The 13,861-nt window shown below is 64.8% G+C and carries 15 protein-coding genes; all 15 read left to right on the top strand.

What is annotated here, in order from left to right; genetic code table 11:
* The first annotated feature begins 7 nt into the window (after positions 1 to 7).
* The 15 genes from IM733_RS12885 to IM733_RS12815 all read left to right on the top strand — a co-directional run bounded on the left by IM733_RS12885 (position 8) and on the right by IM733_RS12815 (position 13,846).
* Positions 8 to 505, top strand: coding sequence for a hypothetical protein (locus IM733_RS12885; RefSeq protein WP_248917047.1), 498 nt, complete (start codon positions 8 to 10; stop codon positions 503 to 505).
* Positions 502 to 1,059 carry a phage baseplate assembly protein V gene (locus IM733_RS12880; RefSeq protein WP_248917046.1) on the top strand — a complete coding sequence of 186 codons (558 nt, stop codon included), beginning with the start codon at positions 502 to 504 and terminating at the stop codon, positions 1,057 to 1,059. Before IM733_RS12885 ends, IM733_RS12880 begins: the two co-directional genes overlap by 4 nt.
* Before the next feature lie 46 nt (positions 1,060 to 1,105).
* Entirely contained in the window at positions 1,106 to 2,317 is a 1,212-nt protein-coding gene (locus IM733_RS12875) for a tail fiber assembly protein (RefSeq protein ID WP_248917045.1), read from the top strand.
* Positions 2,318 to 2,432: 115 nt separating this feature from the next.
* A complete protein-coding gene (locus IM733_RS12870) occupies positions 2,433 to 2,759 on the top strand; it encodes a GPW/gp25 family protein (protein ID WP_248917044.1) in 327 nt (108 codons plus the stop codon).
* The gene (locus tag IM733_RS12865) at positions 2,756 to 3,637 is read left to right on the top strand and encodes a baseplate assembly protein (RefSeq protein WP_248917043.1); all 882 of its coding nucleotides are present in this window, start codon (positions 2,756 to 2,758) and stop codon (positions 3,635 to 3,637) included. The genes IM733_RS12870 and IM733_RS12865 overlap by 4 nt, the downstream gene beginning before the upstream one ends.
* A gap of 1 nt (position 3,638) precedes the next feature.
* Positions 3,639 to 4,250, top strand: coding sequence for a phage tail protein I (locus IM733_RS12860; RefSeq protein ID WP_240063802.1), 612 nt, complete (start codon positions 3,639 to 3,641; stop codon positions 4,248 to 4,250).
* Complete coding sequence (locus IM733_RS12855; protein ID WP_248917042.1) at positions 4,243 to 6,924, top strand: phage tail protein; 2,682 nt, start codon at positions 4,243 to 4,245, stop codon at positions 6,922 to 6,924. Before IM733_RS12860 ends, IM733_RS12855 begins: the two co-directional genes overlap by 8 nt.
* A 14-nt stretch (positions 6,925 to 6,938) precedes the next feature.
* Positions 6,939 to 7,382 carry a phage tail assembly chaperone gene (locus tag IM733_RS12850; RefSeq protein WP_248917041.1) on the top strand — a complete coding sequence of 148 codons (444 nt, stop codon included), beginning with the start codon at positions 6,939 to 6,941 and terminating at the stop codon, positions 7,380 to 7,382.
* Positions 7,379 to 8,263, top strand: a complete 885-nt coding sequence (locus IM733_RS12845) for a phage tail protein (protein ID WP_248917040.1) — start codon at positions 7,379 to 7,381, stop codon at positions 8,261 to 8,263. The genes IM733_RS12850 and IM733_RS12845 overlap by 4 nt, the downstream gene beginning before the upstream one ends.
* Before the next feature lie 119 nt (positions 8,264 to 8,382).
* Positions 8,383 to 9,549, top strand: coding sequence for a phage tail sheath subtilisin-like domain-containing protein (locus IM733_RS12840; RefSeq protein ID WP_248917039.1), 1,167 nt, complete (start codon positions 8,383 to 8,385; stop codon positions 9,547 to 9,549).
* Positions 9,550 to 9,562: 13 nt separating this feature from the next.
* Positions 9,563 to 10,072, top strand: a complete 510-nt coding sequence (locus IM733_RS12835) for a phage major tail tube protein (protein WP_213657961.1) — start codon at positions 9,563 to 9,565, stop codon at positions 10,070 to 10,072.
* 12 nt (positions 10,073 to 10,084) lie between these two features.
* Positions 10,085 to 10,387: a phage tail assembly protein gene (locus IM733_RS12830; protein ID WP_248917038.1), complete on the top strand. Its 303-nt coding sequence runs from the start codon at positions 10,085 to 10,087 to the stop codon at positions 10,385 to 10,387.
* A 125-nt stretch (positions 10,388 to 10,512) separates the two neighbouring features.
* On the top strand, positions 10,513 to 12,810 hold the full coding sequence (locus IM733_RS12825) for a hypothetical protein (RefSeq protein ID WP_248917037.1): 2,298 nt from the start codon (positions 10,513 to 10,515) through the stop codon (positions 12,808 to 12,810).
* A gap of 9 nt (positions 12,811 to 12,819) precedes the next feature.
* Positions 12,820 to 13,665, top strand: coding sequence for a phage tail protein (locus tag IM733_RS12820; protein ID WP_248917036.1), 846 nt, complete (start codon positions 12,820 to 12,822; stop codon positions 13,663 to 13,665).
* The gene (locus IM733_RS12815) at positions 13,640 to 13,846 is read left to right on the top strand and encodes a tail protein X (RefSeq protein ID WP_248917035.1); all 207 of its coding nucleotides are present in this window, start codon (positions 13,640 to 13,642) and stop codon (positions 13,844 to 13,846) included. Before IM733_RS12820 ends, IM733_RS12815 begins: the two co-directional genes overlap by 26 nt.
* The last annotated feature ends 15 nt before the right edge of the window (positions 13,847 to 13,861 follow it).

The raw sequence follows: 13,861 nt of genomic DNA, 5'->3' as shown, positions 1-13,861 counted from the left end.
CTCGCCCATGAGCGAATTGTCCACCCTGAGTGCAGCACTCACCTCCACGATCCGTGAAGGACTTCCAGCCCTGGCATCGGTCGGCAGTCAGGACAGTACTGGCGCTAACCTGCCCTCTCCATCCTTGCGCCACGGTGTCGTGCGCATGACCGCCGATGGCGCTCCCCGTGATGGCCGCTCGGTGCTGATCGCCACCTACGAGGCCGAGATCATCCCGGATACCTCGCAACCGCAAGCACGGCTGCAAGGCAGCGAACTGGCCGCGCAACTGATGGACCTGCTGCGCCAGCAACTGTGGGGCCTGGACTTCGTCGAGGCCAGCCGCAACGTGCAGGCGCACTACGAAGGTGCTGGTTGGAAGGTGCAGTGGGAACAGCCGATCCTCTTCGGCGAGCCCCAGTGGGCCTGGCCCGACCAGCCGCCCGGCAGCCTGGTGTTGGGTTTTAGTCCCGACACCGGTCCTGGCAACGAAGACAAGTACCTGGCCCCGGGGAACTTGGCATGAGCTACGCCACGGCGATGCACGACCGCATGCTGGCCAGCCTGGTGATCCCCTGTTCGGTGGTGGCGGTGGACCTCGCCGCAGCCCGTGTTCGAGTCTCCGATGGCGACTGGACCAGCGCCTGGGTGCGCTGGCACAGCCAGGCTGCCGGCAAGGCGCGCCACTGGCGGGCACCGAGCCTGGGCGAGCAGGGCGTGCTGGTCAGCCCCAGCGGTGAGCCGGCCCAGGGCACCTTCGTGGCGGGCCTCTATGGCAATGCCGGCGCCGCGCCTGACAACCGCGACCACGTGGAAGTCTGGCGTTTCGACGACGGTGGCTCGCTGAGCTATGACTGGCAGGCTAAGCGCTACGACATCCAGTTGCCCAGCGGCAACGCGACCATCAAGGTCGGCGCCAGCACCCTGGTGGTCAACGACGGCGCCATCACCCTCGATGCTGCCGCCATCACCTTGACCGGCAAGGTCGCGGTCAATGGGCCATTGCTGGTCAGCGGTGACATCAACGGTGGCGGGCGGATTATCGATACCGCTGGCAACACCGCCAATCACAAGCATTGAATCCTGGCGCATCCACTGGAGCCAAGTTCAAACCTGGAGGGCCGAGATGGCCAAGCAGACAATCAACCTGGGCAGCGCACCCACCGGCGCCGGTGGGGATACCCAGCGCAGCGCCTTCGCCCGCACGCAGGCGAACTTCGATGAACTCTATGCCGCGCTGGGCGGCGACAACCTCCCCGCGGCCCTGCCAATCGTCCGTGGTGGAACTGGAGCGCAAAGTGTGGAAGGCGCTCGCGCAGCGCTCGGCTTGGGTACCGGCGCCACCGCGAACACAGGGGACCAGCCTGGCCAGTTGATGGTCGTTGCGCCTGGTGGCTGGCTCTGTCCGTCGATCAATGAGCCCGGTGATTTACAGAACGCACGTCCCACCGGTCTGTATGGCAGTTATCTCGGCAAGAATGCGCCTTATCTAACCGTGCAGGTCCTGTCGACTCGATGGGGACCGGATGTCCGCTGGCAGTCTCAGCTTGCGTTGGGTATATCGGAAAATCGGGCGTTCTTCCGTTCGGTCATCCCTGATCAGGGAGGCACTGCCTGGGCGGAGCTCTACCACACCGGCAATACCACGCGTGGTTCGGGGGGCGTGCTCTCGGCAGCATCACCGATTGTGCGCATCACCGATGTCGAGCGCAGTACCCGTATCGACCTGCGGGAACATACGTTCGAACCTGCCGGTTGCTGGGGCGCCGCCAACGACGAGGCGCGTGGTGTCACGGTCGAACGCCTCGATACCGGTGTCTACCGGGTCTGCGGCAGCCTCGGCCTGGCCCTCGAGGGCTGGCGCATCCAGGACCCTTGCTCGCCGGATGGCGGCAGGACCCTGGGCCTGACCGAGAGCGAGCAAGACAGGGACGGCACACTGCTGGTCCGCCTGTTCAGGCAGCGCTGGACCCTGGACGATCAGGGTGAAATGCACCTGGGCAAAGGCGAGGCCATCGACGTCCCACCGGACAGCTGGATCGATGTGCGCCTGGCCATGCCGGCCAAGGCCGAACTCGAGGTCCTGCCGCCACTCGAAGTGCCCGAGCTCAAACAGGCGTTCCCGAGTCGACAGGATGCCCTGGACGCGTTGGCACAATTGCGCAGCCTGGCCGACCAGTCGATCACACCCCTGCAGGACGCCGTCGATCTCGGCGTCGCCAGTGATGCTGAACTGGATGCCCTGCGCGCCTGGAAGATCTACCGCCTGGGGCTGACCCGGCTGCCCGACCAGCCTGGCTTCCCCAATGAGCTCGACTGGCCGACACCACCCGCCTGACCGTGGCAACTGCCCGTCGAAGCACACAACACAGCCCGCACACGCGGGCTTTTTCATATCAGGAGAACGCCATGCCTATCCGCCAACGGGATATGCCCGGGGCAGGAGATGCCCCATGATCGGTCTGGACCGCCGCACCGGCCAGCCCCTGACGGGCATCGCCCACCTGCGCCAATCCATCGAGGACATCCTCACCACCCCGCTGGGCAGCCGGCGCATGCGCCCCGAGTATGGCAGCCAGCTGCGCCGCTTCGTCGACCTGCCGGTCAACGAAGGCTGGAAGAGCGCAGTGCAGGCCGAAGTGGCCCGCGCCCTCGGGCGCTGGGAACCGCGCCTGAAGCTCGACCGGGTCAAGGTCGTGGCTGTGCTCGACGGCCAGGTCAGCTTGGCCTTGAGTGGCCGCTACCTGGGCGATGACGCCCTGGTGGAGGTGACCGTATGAGCCAGGTCGACCTGTCGAAACTGCCGGCCCCGCAGCTGCTCGAGGACCTCGATTTCGAGGCGCTGTACCAGGAGGACCTGGCCAGCTTCCGCGCCCAGCTGGGCGATGGCTGGAACGCCAACCTGGAAAGCGACCCGGTCACCAAGCTGCTGGAAGTCGGTGCCTACCGCAAGCTGCTCAACCGGGCGCGCATCAACGATGCCGCCAAGGCGTTGCTGCTGGCTTATGCCGAAGGCCGCGACCTTGACCAGCTGGCCGCCAACGTCAACCTGCAACGCCTGGTGATACAGGCCGCCGACCCGAGCACGATCCCGCCGACCGAAGCCATCCTCGAAGCCGACGACGCCCTGCGCGAGCGGGTGCAACTGGTCTACGAAGGCCTGACCACCGCCGGCCCGCGCAACAGCTATATCCTCCACGCCCGCAACGCCTCGGGACGGGTCGCTGACGCGACCGCCGAGAGCCCGTCGCCCGCCGTGGTGGACATCACCGTGCTGAGCCTGGACGGCGATGGCGTGGCCAGCCCTGAGCTGCTGGCGCAGGTGCAGGCGTACCTCAACGACGACGACATCCGCCCGGTCGCCGACCGGGTCAACGTGCGCAGCGCCGAGGTGCTGCCCTACCACGTCGAGGCGGTGCTGCACATGGCCGACAACGGCCCGGAGTACGAAACGGTCCTCAGCGAATGCCGGCGCCGCCTGCAAGCCTGGATCAACCCACGGCGCAGGCTCGGCCTTGAAGTGGCCCGTTCCGGCATCGACGCCCAGTTGCACATCGACGGCGTGAGCCGGGTCGAGCTGATCGGCTGGAGCGACATCCGCCCGAGCAAGGCCCAGGCGGCCTGGTGCACCGGCATCGACCTCAAGCGCGGAGGCTGACATGCACAGCCTCCTGCCGCTCAACCGCACGCCGCTGGAACGCGCCCTGGAAGTGGCCGCCGACGAAGACCTCAAGGCCGGCCTGCGCACCCTCTACAACCCCGACACCTGTCCGGCGCACCTGCTCTACCAGCTGGCCTGGGCCTGGTCGGTGGATCGTTGGGACGACAGCTGGAGCGAGGCGATCAAGCGCTCGGTGATCCGCTCGGCATTCTTCGTCCACGCCCACAAGGGCACCCTCGGCGCCCTCAGGCGGGTGGTCGAGCCATTCGGCTACCTGATCGAGGTGCAGGAATGGTGGCAGGCCCAGCCTGCCGGGGTGCCAGGGACCTTTGCCCTGAAGGTCGGGGTGGCGGACAGCGGCATCGACGAACAGACCTACCAGGAGCTGACCCGCCTGATCGAGGACGCCAAGCCGGTCAGCCGGCATCTGGTCGGCCTCGACATCAGCCTGGAAAGCCTGATCCCCGCGTACCAGGCGGTGGGCCTCTACGACGGTGAACTGCTGGAGGTACACCCTTGGCAGGCATCGGACATCGATGTGCATGTGGGCGCCTGCAACCTGGTGAACGAGCAAACCCTGGACATACTGGACATCTACCTCAATGGCTAACGCAACCACCCAATTCGGTGGGTTCCTGACCAACACCGGCATCGCCCAGCAGGCCAATACCGCCGTGCTGGGGCTGCCCTGGAACATCACCCATATGCTGATCGGCGATGCCGGCGGCGACCCTTCGCAGACCCCCGATCCCACCCCGAAACCCACCCAGACCGCGCTGGTGCGCCAGGTCTACCGGGCGCAACTGAATGCCCTTTACCAATCGCCTGCCGACCCTGGCGTGCTGGTCGCCGAACTGGTCCTGCCCCCCGAGACCGGTGGCTGGTGGATCCGCGAGCTGGCGCTGGAAGACGCCAACGGCAACTTCATCGCCGTGGCCAAGCCGGCGCCCAGCTACAAACCGTTGCTGGCGCAAGGCTCCGGGCGTACCCAGACCATCCGCATGCACGTGGTGTTCGGCAACCTCGCCAATGTCACGCTGAAGGTCGATCCGAGCATCGTCCTCGCGACACGCGACTATGTGGACAAGGCCCGCGAAGCGGCCGAGCTCTACGCCCGCAACCAGCTCAAGGCGCACGTGGAGGCCGCCGACCCGCATCCGCAGTACCTGCGCCGCGCCGATGCGGCCAAGGATGTCGGGCCGCTGGCCTGGCTCGGTGTCGCCACCGGCAGCGCCGATGCCCTGACGCTGAAGCTCAAGAGCGGCGAGTCGGCCCTGGCGGCCTACGCTGCTGGCCAGCGCTTCCAGTTCCAGGCCAGCGCTACTAATACCGGCGCCGTGACGGCGCGCATCAACAGCCTGGCCGCCGTGGCGGTGAAGAAGTCCGGCAATACTGGCCTGGTCGACCTGGTGGGCGGCGATATCCGTGCCGGCGCCCTGTACGACCTGAACTACGACGGCAGCTACTTCCAGCTTGGCGGTGGCGTCGGTGCCAACAAGGCATTCGAGCGTTTCTCGTTCGAGGCGTCGGTCGGCCAGACCGTCTTCAACCTGGCGCACACCATCGGCAGCACCATCGTGCTGCGCAACGGCCGCGAGGTCACCGACTACCTGTCCGACGGCCAGAAGATCACCTTCAAGGCACCCTGCAGCCTGGGCGAAGCCGTGGAGATCCTGGCTTTCAGTTCATTCCAGGCCGCGAACAGCTACACCAAGGCCGAAACCCAGGCGCTGTTGAATACTGCGTCGGCATTGCCAGTAGGCACCATGCTGCCGTTCCCACGAGGCACGGTGCCGGCGGGCTTCCTCGAAGTCGACGGCAGTACCCAGAGCGCGGCGGTGTATCCGGATTTGGCGGCGTACCTGGGTGGGGCTTTCAACAAAGGTAACGAGACGGCGGGGTTCTTCCGCTTGCCGGATACTCGCGGTGAGTTCCTTCGTGGATGGGATCATGGGCGAGGGGTGGATGCTGATCGAGGGGTAGGCACATCCCAGAGTGATGCGATTCAGAATATCACTGGAGCTCTCGGCTTGCGTGGAGGCGTGGGACAAGGCCTTGGTGTTTTGGGCGGAACTTCTGGTGCTTTTACCGGCGTCTTTGGTGAGTCGTCACCTGCCAATACGATTACCCGAGATGCATCCTCCGCCGCAGCCAGTGATGTGGCTCGTTTCGATGCTTCAAAGGTAGCAAGGACCGCTGCAGAAACTCGTCCGCGCAACTTGGCAGTGATGTGGTGCATCAAGGCCTGGAATGCGCCGGTGAACCAGGGGCAGATCGATGTTGCGGCGCTTGTCGCCGAACTGACGGCATTGCGCTCCTCGACACCTGTTGGTGCAATCCTGCCGTTTCCCAAAGCCGAGGCCCCAGCTGGCTATCTCGAGCTTGATGGCAGCCTGCAAAGCGTGGCGACCTATCCCGATCTGGCGACCTACCTGGGCACGGCCTACAACACGGGCGGCGAACCGGCGGGCTATTTCCGTCTGCCCGATTACCGTGGTGAGTTCCTTCGCGGTTGGGACCACGGACGTGGTGTCGATGGCGGTCGAGATATAGGGTCGCCGCAGAAGGGCAGTCTGCAGACGCTCGACTCGACAAATACGACGCCGACCGTAACAGGCTTGTACAACGCGATCATCACCCCCGAGTCCAGCGCACGCGCTGCTTTTGGGCTTGATCTGGCTAATCCAGTGAATTACCCATCCGTTAGCTACAGTGGCGTTACGGGGTCGGCAGGAACACTTGCAGCTGAGGGGCAGAACTTCGGGGTGACCCGCCCACGCAACCTTGCCGTCATGTGGTGCATCAAAGCCTGGAGTACCCCGGTGAACCAGGGGCAGGTCGACGTGGCTTCGCTGGCGATGCAAGTGGCGCCGGCTACCGAGGTGAAGCCCGGGATCCTCAGGCTGGCGACTCAAGCTCAGGTCGATGCGGGCGAGGGCGACGAAGCGTCCGTCACGCCCAGGAAACTGCGCTGGGGCTTCGCTGCCAGCCTCACCCTCAACGGTTATCTTGCCCTGCCTTCATGGTTGGGTGGCCTGATCATTCAATGGGGCCTGACACCCGGTTTGGCCGGTGGCGTGGTCGGGAATGTCTCGTTCCCGCTGCAGTTCAATGCCAACGCCTTCACGGTGCAACTGACCTACATGGATACAGGCAATCTGATGCCTGCGTCGCGGGGTGGCCCGGTGCAATTGAGCGGGCTGTCGAAAACAGGATTTGCATATTCACATTCCGGGAGCGGCGGTGCTGGCGTGCAGCACAGCTGGCTGGCCGTGGGCCGCTGAAAGCGAGGTAGAACATGGCCAAGAACCAACGACTGTACAGCCCCGCCACGGGCTGTACCTACATTCCGAATATTTCCACTGACATTCCCGCTGATGCCGTGCCGATCAGTGAAGAGCGTTTTCTCGAAGTGCTGGCGGTCACGGTGGCAGGCAAGGTCCTGGGGCACGATGCTGAAGGGCTGCCTGTTCTTATCGACGCCCAGGCGCCGGCAACTGACCTTGCCATGGAGGAACGACAATGGCGCGACGGTAGGCTGGCCGAAATGATCTGGTTGCGTGACCGTCATCGCGATCAGTTGGAAATCGGCGTACAGACGAATCTGAGTGCCGAACAATTCCGTGGCTTGTTGACTTACCTCCAGGCCCTACGCGACTGGCCTCAATCAAGTGATTTCCCTGACATCAATTTCCGCCCGGTGGCACCGGCGTTTCTTGAACAGCAAGGGAGGCCAGCATGAGCCGCAGCGACGTACTGGCTTCGATCGAGAGCGGCATGCTCTCGGTGCAGGGCATCAACAATAAGGTCATCCGTGGCAACACGGTGCTGGCCGCACATGAGACGGGATTCCTCTTGGCCGACGCTTCGGCTGGCCAGACCAAGATCACCTTGCCCCAGGCGAGCAAGCCGATGGACGTGCGTATCCAGCGCCTGGACAACACGGCCAACCGCCTGTTGGTGTACGCCGCCGACGGCGAGAAGATCAAGTTCCACACCCACCTGCGTCCTGAAGGTTACCCGTTCTGCATGGTGCTGGGCGGTGGCGACTTCTGGCATCTGCGCAGCGATGGTGCGGGCAGTTGGCTGTTGCTGGACCGACTGGACAACACCTCCCTGGGGCGTGTGGTGTTCGAAACATCGACAGCGTTGAGCCCGGGTGGTTGGGATATTCCCAACGCCAGATTGTTGAATCGAAACGACTGGCCTTGGCTCTGGGACCACGCCCAAAAATCCGGAATGCTGGTGAACGATGCGCAACGCGCCGGAATGGAGGGCGGATGGACCCATGGCGATGGTGCCAGCACGTTCCGTATCCCCGAGCTACGCGCTGAGTTCATTCGCTCGCTTGACGAGGGGCGCGGTGCGGATCCCGCACGGACGCCTGGTTCGTTCCAGTCCGCTTCGCTGGTACATGGGGAAATTGTCGATGCCGTTTCGTCCTTCCGGCGCATGCAAAACATGAAACCCAAGTTCTTCGATGTGTCGGATACAAGTGAAGCCGTGGCGGTGTCGACGACGACAGCTACCGTCACCACACAATCGATCGTGGCCAACAGCGCCTATTTTGGCGCTGTGAGGCCGCGCAACATTGCCTATCCAAGCCGCATCAAGTTGATCTGAGCAGGCTTGGAATCGATCAATAGCCACCTGCCTGCCCAAGGCGGCTTTTTTCCGAACTAATCCCTTCCAGGCCCTGCACCCGCGGGGCCTTTTCACACCTGTACCTGGAGTAACCCTACATGAGTGGATTCTTCCACGGCGTCACCGTGACCAACGTCGACACCGGCGCGCGCAGCATCGCACTGCCGTCGTCCTCGATCATCGGCCTGGTCGACACCTTCACCGAAGGCCCGGGCGTCACCGCCAAGGCCAACGACCTGATCCTGATCACCAGCGAGCGCGAAGCGGTCGCGGCGTTCGGTCAGGACGCAGCGATCACCAAGGCCTGCCGCGCCATCTACAGCCGCGCCAAGGCGGTCATCGTCGCCTGCGGCGTGGCCAAGCTCGAAGACGGCGCCGAGCAGACCGCGGCGATCATCGGCAACGTGCTGGCCGACGGCAAGCGCACCGGCCTGCAGGCGCTGCTCGACGGCAAGAGCCGATTCAACGCCCAGCCACGCCTGCTGGTGGCGCCCAAGCACAGCGCCACCCAGGCCGTGGGTACCGCACTGGTGGCTCTGGCCGACAAGCTGCGTGCCATCGCCATCATCGACGGCCCGAACAGCACCGATGAAGCGGCTATTGCTTACGCCAAGAACTTCGGCGCCAAGCGCGCCTTCCTGGTCGACCCGGGCGTGCGCTACTGGGACAACGCCGCCGAGGCCACCGTCGACGCGCCGGGCTCGGCCTGGGTCGCCGGCCTGTTCGCCTACACCGACCGCGAGTACGGCTTCTGGGCGTCGCCGTCGAACAAGGAGTTCGTCGGCATCACCGGCACCACCCGCGCGGTGGAGTTCCTCGATGGCGACGACACCTGCCGCGCCAACCTGCTGAACAACGCCAACATCGCCACCATCATCCGCGACGACGGCTTCCGCCTGTGGGGCAACCGCACCCTGTCGAGCGACCCGAAATGGGCCTTCGTCACCCGCGTGCGCACCATGGACATCGTCATGGACGCGATCCTCTATGGCCACAAGTGGGCCGTGGACCGCTCCATCACCGCCACCTACGTCAAGGACGTCACCGAGGGCCTGCAGGCCTTCATGCGCGACCTGAAGAACCAGGGCGCGATCATCAACTTCGAAGTCTTCGCCGACCCGGAGCTGAACACCGCCAGCCAGCTGGAGCAGGGCAAGGTGTACTGGAACATCCGCTTCACCGACGTGCCGCCTGCCGAAAACCCCAATTTCCGCGTCGAAGTCACCAACCAGTGGCTGACCGAAGTCCTCGATTCCGCCGCTTAAGGAGCGCATCTACATGGCAATGATTCCCGAAACCCTGGCCAACCTGAACCTGTTCGTCGATGGCGTCAGCTTCCAGGGCGATGTACCCAGCCTGACCCTGCCCAAGCTCACCCTGAAGATGGAGGAGCACCGCCCTGGTGGCATGGACATGCCGGTCGAGATGGACCAGGGCATGGAAAAACAGGAAGCCGCCTTCACCACCACCGGCGTGCGCCGCGAGTCGCTGAAGTTCTTCGGCCTGGCCGACGGCACTGCATTCAACGGCACCTTCCGCGGCGCCTTCAAGGGCCTGAAGGGCAAGATCAACCCGGTGATCGTCACCCTGCGTGGCGCGCTGAAAGAGATCGACATGGGCGACTGGAAGTCCGGCGACAAGGCCGAGATCAAGCACAGCGTCGCCGTCACCTACTACAAGCTCGAAGTCGACGGCCGCCTGGTCTACGAGATCGATGCCCTGGGCATGAAGCGGGTGATCGACGGCGTCGACCAACTGGCCGCCCAGCGCGCTGCCCTGGGTCTTTAAGGAGAACACTCTATGGCTCAAGCGAAAAAGCTTCCGCAATGGCTGACCGTGAACGCCGAGCGCGTGACCGTGCGCCTGTCGCGCCCTAGCGAGGCCAACGGTGTACAGGTCGATAGCTTGTCGCTGCGCGCCCCCACCGTGCGTGACATCCGCAATGCCCAGGCCGGTGGCACGGGCGATGACGAGCAGCGCGAACTGAACTTGTTCGCCTCGCTCGCCGAAGTCGGCGTCAAGGACCTCGAAGGCCTGGCCCTCAAGGACTATAGCCGTCTGCAAACCGGCTATTTTCGCCTGGTGCAGGACGACGAGCTTTGATCCGGCCCGGCAGAAGGCCGCCGCCAGGCGGCTGGCCAAGGAGCTGAACTTTTCCGCGAGCGAAATCATGACCATGTCGTTCAGCGACATGGTCTGGTGGCTGGCGGAGTGACAAGGAGGAACCTATGGCGAACACACAGGTGTTCACCCTCGGCGTCACCAGCAGCCAGGCTTTGGGTAGGTCATTCGATACCTTGCGTGCGCAGCTGGAACGGCTGCGCAGGCAGGCCGATGGCACCCGGCTCGGGCGGTTGATCGGCGAGGTCATCCGCCTGGGGCTGGAACTGGACAAGACTGGCCAGGCAGAAAGACGGCTGGGGACCGACCAGGCGTTGGCGCACGAGAAGCAGATTGACCGGTTGCGTGTTGAAGGGGATGAGGTCGAGCGCTTGCGCAGGCTTTATCTTTCGCTAGGGCGCAAACCGTTGGTGCTGCGTGCGGTGACGGTAGTTGCCAGCACGGCTGCCACCACCACCGTGCCCGGCCCCACGCTGGAACAGCGCAAGGTGGCCCTGCTGGAGGGTGTGACCCCGGCGGCGCCCCCCACCCGAGGGGGGTCATCCGAAACGCGAGGCGCGGAGCAGGGGCGCGTGCCTTTGGAGTCGGCGAACGCTGGCCTGGCAGTGCTGAACGCGGGCGTGATAGGTGTCGGCGCCGCCGTCGGTACCGTGGCGGTCGCAGCAGGCGGACGTGCGGTGTACCAGGGGTATCAACGGCAAACCCCCGAGCGACGCAGCGAGATCACCAGCGGCATCAAGAAAAATGCTGGCAAGGCAGGCGCCAAGGCGATTACCAACCTGGGTTTGGCCACGCTCAAGGACACCGGCGAGGACCAGGCCGAGGCGGTTGGCGCGGCCCTTGGCGGCGTGCTGGGGAACCTGGGGGCGGAACTGCTGGGCGGCCTGACCAAGAACAAGCAGATCCAGGCGTACGGCGGTGAAATCGGCGAGATGATCGGCGAAGGCATCGGCGGGTTCTTCGGCAAGACGGTGTACGGGTGGTTCTCTGACACGCCAGCCGCCAACGAAGCATCAGGCAAGAGCACTGACCCTTCTCAGCGTGATGCGTCGGAGCAAGGCAAGGTTGTTGCGTCCGAGGATGCCGGTCCGCAGCCGGGGGACACACCGGATAAAGCGTCCGATACACCAAGCGCAGAGCCTCAGGGGCCGGCAAAGGGTGGCCGCGAAGTCGTGAATGGGGCGCTCTACGCGGGTGCCGCGCTTGTCGGTGGGGCTGCCCTCACTGTGGGCGGGAAGGCGATGTACAACCGTCACACCCCCGAGCGGCGAAATGAAATCACCAGCGGCGTCAGGGAGAACGCTGGTAAAGCTGGCGCCAAGGCAGTTGCCAATCTTGGCTTGGCCACGCTCAAGGAAAGCGGCGAGGACAAGGCCGAGGCCGTGGGGTCTGCCCTTGGGGGCGCGCTGGGCAACATGGGCGCGGAGCTGCTGGGGGGCTGGACCAAGAACAAGCAGATCCAGAAGTACGGTGGTGAGATTGGCGAATTGATCGGCGAAGGTGTCGGCGGCTTCTTAGGCAAGACATTCCATGGACTGTTCTCTGACACGCCAGCCGCCAATGATGCTTCCGCCAAGAATGCCAAGGCCCCAGCGTCTTCCTCTGGCCGACCAGCCACTCGCTTGGCACGTCAGGACGATGCAGAGGAAATTGAGGAAGAGAAGATCGGTGAGGCAGGGAAAGAAGCGGCATTGTTCGAGGCGCAAGAGCAAGCCTCGGGTAGTTCCATTGAGAGTTCATCGCAGAGCTCTGGTGCTTCCGTCGGCCTCGCCAGCACAGCCTTTGCGGGCCTGCTGGGCAAGGCCGGGAGCAGCGGTGCCGAAGCCTCCATGGCAAGGCGAGTATTCAAGCGCATTCCGGGCGCAGCCTTGCTCGACACGGGCTTGCAGCTTGCCGAAACCTACAACAGCGACGCTACTGCGGACCAGAAGCTCGAAGGTTACGGTACCGCCGTCGGCGGCCTGGGTGGCGGTCTGGCCGGCGCAGCGGCGGGCGCGGCCATCGGTTCGGTGGTGCCGGTGATCGGCACGGCGATCGGTGGCCTGATCGGTGGTGTGCTGGGCAGTATGGGTGGCGAGAGCATCGGTGGCTGGTTGGGCAAGGCACTGGGCTCGGGCCAGGATGAACCACCCGGCAAGCCAGGGTTAGGTGAGGCTGCGCGAGCAGCAGACAGTGCGCCGGTGCAGCCAGCGATTCCCACATCGCCTGCATCGGGGTCAACGCCACCAGCCCCGATCAACCAGCAATTCACCTTCACCGCCAACATGCCGGTCACTTTCAGCAACAGCCTGGACGACCCTTCCGTGCTCCAGCAACTGGAGGCCATCGCCCGCCGCCAGCTGGAAGAGCTGATGCGCCAGGCCCGCGCGGTGCAACTGGCCGACACCCCACATATCGCACTTTAAGGAGGACCCATGACCTACCTGGAGCAGCTGCAAGCCACGCTGCACGCCCTGGTCAAGGCGGGAGAGGCGGGGCGTCGGCGTGCCGACGCCATGCTCGATCCCATGAACGACGCGATCGGCCACATACAAGGCGCGGTGGGCGAGCTGGAAGGGTTGCCGGTGGTCGGGCCGATCATCGGTGCCAAGCTGCAGCGCACGATGCGCGCGATCACCAATGCCCAGGCCCGGGTTGCCAAAGTGGTGGCCAAGTATGACCAGGCGGTGGCCGTGGTGCGCCAGGTGCGTGACCGCATCGACGGCTTCGCCGCCCACGCCGCCAAGGCTGGCGCAGCGATCGGTCGCGTGGTGGGGGCGGTGCGCGCCACCGTCAACGGCGTGCTGTCGACGCTGGGCTTCGCCCCCGAGGCGACCCCTGCCGCCGAAGCGGTCAAGCCGTTCCCACACCTGCTGGTACTGCAACCGCTCAAGGCGGGCGCTACACCGTACTACTTCAACCTCGACACCGCCGCCTTCGACCAACTGCGTCGGCAGACCCGCTTCCGCTGGGCCGGCCAGGAGCGGCTGAGCCGCGACACCGCGCAACAGGCGGTGAGCCTGGGCGAGGAGAACATCAGCATTCGCGGGGCGATCTTCCCCGGCTTCAAGGGCGGGCTGGGCCAGTTGCAGACACTGCGCAGCATCGGCCGCCAACTGCTGCCGCTGTCGTTGACCACAGGTTATGGCGAAGTGCTCGGCACCTGGTGCCTGACCAGCATCGAGGAAGAGCAGGGCGCCCTGCTGGCCGGCGGCATTCCGCGCAAACAAGGGTTTTCACTGGAGTTCGTAAGCTATGGCCAGGATTTGTACAACGTCTGAAGGCGACGTGCTCGACACGCTCTGCCAGCACTACTACGGCCACCTCGATGGCTCGGTCGAAGCGGTGCTCGAGGCCAACCAGGGCCTGGCGGACGAGGCCCAGCCCTTTCGCAGCGGGGTGCGCATCGGGTTGCCGGAGCTGGCCGCAGTGGCTACGAACACCGTGCAACTGTGGGACTGATCAGCAAGGAGCTTG

The organism is Pseudomonas entomophila (assembly GCF_023277925.1).
Classification (GTDB): Bacteria; Pseudomonadota; Gammaproteobacteria; order Pseudomonadales; family Pseudomonadaceae; genus Aquipseudomonas; species Aquipseudomonas entomophila_D.
This window is presented reverse-complemented; position numbering and strand designations above follow the sequence as displayed.

What these genes read in the sequence shown, in the direction of transcription:
- IM733_RS12870 (WP_248917044.1), top strand. Translation starts at nt 2,433, where the DNA reads ATGATCGGTCTGGACCGCCGCACCGGCCAGCCCCTGACGGGCATCGCC.
- IM733_RS12845 (WP_248917040.1), top strand. Translation starts at nt 7,379, where the DNA reads ATGAGCCGCAGCGACGTACTGGCTTCGATCGAGAGCGGCATGCTCTCG.
- IM733_RS12820 (WP_248917036.1), top strand. Translation starts at nt 12,820, where the DNA reads ATGACCTACCTGGAGCAGCTGCAAGCCACGCTGCACGCCCTGGTCAAG.
- IM733_RS12880 (WP_248917046.1), top strand. Translation starts at nt 502, where the DNA reads ATGAGCTACGCCACGGCGATGCACGACCGCATGCTGGCCAGCCTGGTG.
- IM733_RS12830 (WP_248917038.1), top strand. Translation starts at nt 10,085, where the DNA reads ATGGCTCAAGCGAAAAAGCTTCCGCAATGGCTGACCGTGAACGCCGAG.
- IM733_RS12885 (WP_248917047.1), top strand. Translation starts at nt 8, where the DNA reads ATGAGCGAATTGTCCACCCTGAGTGCAGCACTCACCTCCACGATCCGT.
- IM733_RS12850 (WP_248917041.1), top strand. Translation starts at nt 6,939, where the DNA reads ATGGCCAAGAACCAACGACTGTACAGCCCCGCCACGGGCTGTACCTAC.
- IM733_RS12840 (WP_248917039.1), top strand. Translation starts at nt 8,383, where the DNA reads ATGAGTGGATTCTTCCACGGCGTCACCGTGACCAACGTCGACACCGGC.
- IM733_RS12825 (WP_248917037.1), top strand. Translation starts at nt 10,513, where the DNA reads ATGGCGAACACACAGGTGTTCACCCTCGGCGTCACCAGCAGCCAGGCT.
- IM733_RS12815 (WP_248917035.1), top strand. Translation starts at nt 13,640, where the DNA reads ATGGCCAGGATTTGTACAACGTCTGAAGGCGACGTGCTCGACACGCTC.
- IM733_RS12835 (WP_213657961.1), top strand. Translation starts at nt 9,563, where the DNA reads ATGGCAATGATTCCCGAAACCCTGGCCAACCTGAACCTGTTCGTCGAT.
- IM733_RS12865 (WP_248917043.1), top strand. Translation starts at nt 2,756, where the DNA reads ATGAGCCAGGTCGACCTGTCGAAACTGCCGGCCCCGCAGCTGCTCGAG.
- IM733_RS12875 (WP_248917045.1), top strand. Translation starts at nt 1,106, where the DNA reads ATGGCCAAGCAGACAATCAACCTGGGCAGCGCACCCACCGGCGCCGGT.
- IM733_RS12860 (WP_240063802.1), top strand. Translation starts at nt 3,639, where the DNA reads ATGCACAGCCTCCTGCCGCTCAACCGCACGCCGCTGGAACGCGCCCTG.
- IM733_RS12855 (WP_248917042.1), top strand. Translation starts at nt 4,243, where the DNA reads ATGGCTAACGCAACCACCCAATTCGGTGGGTTCCTGACCAACACCGGC.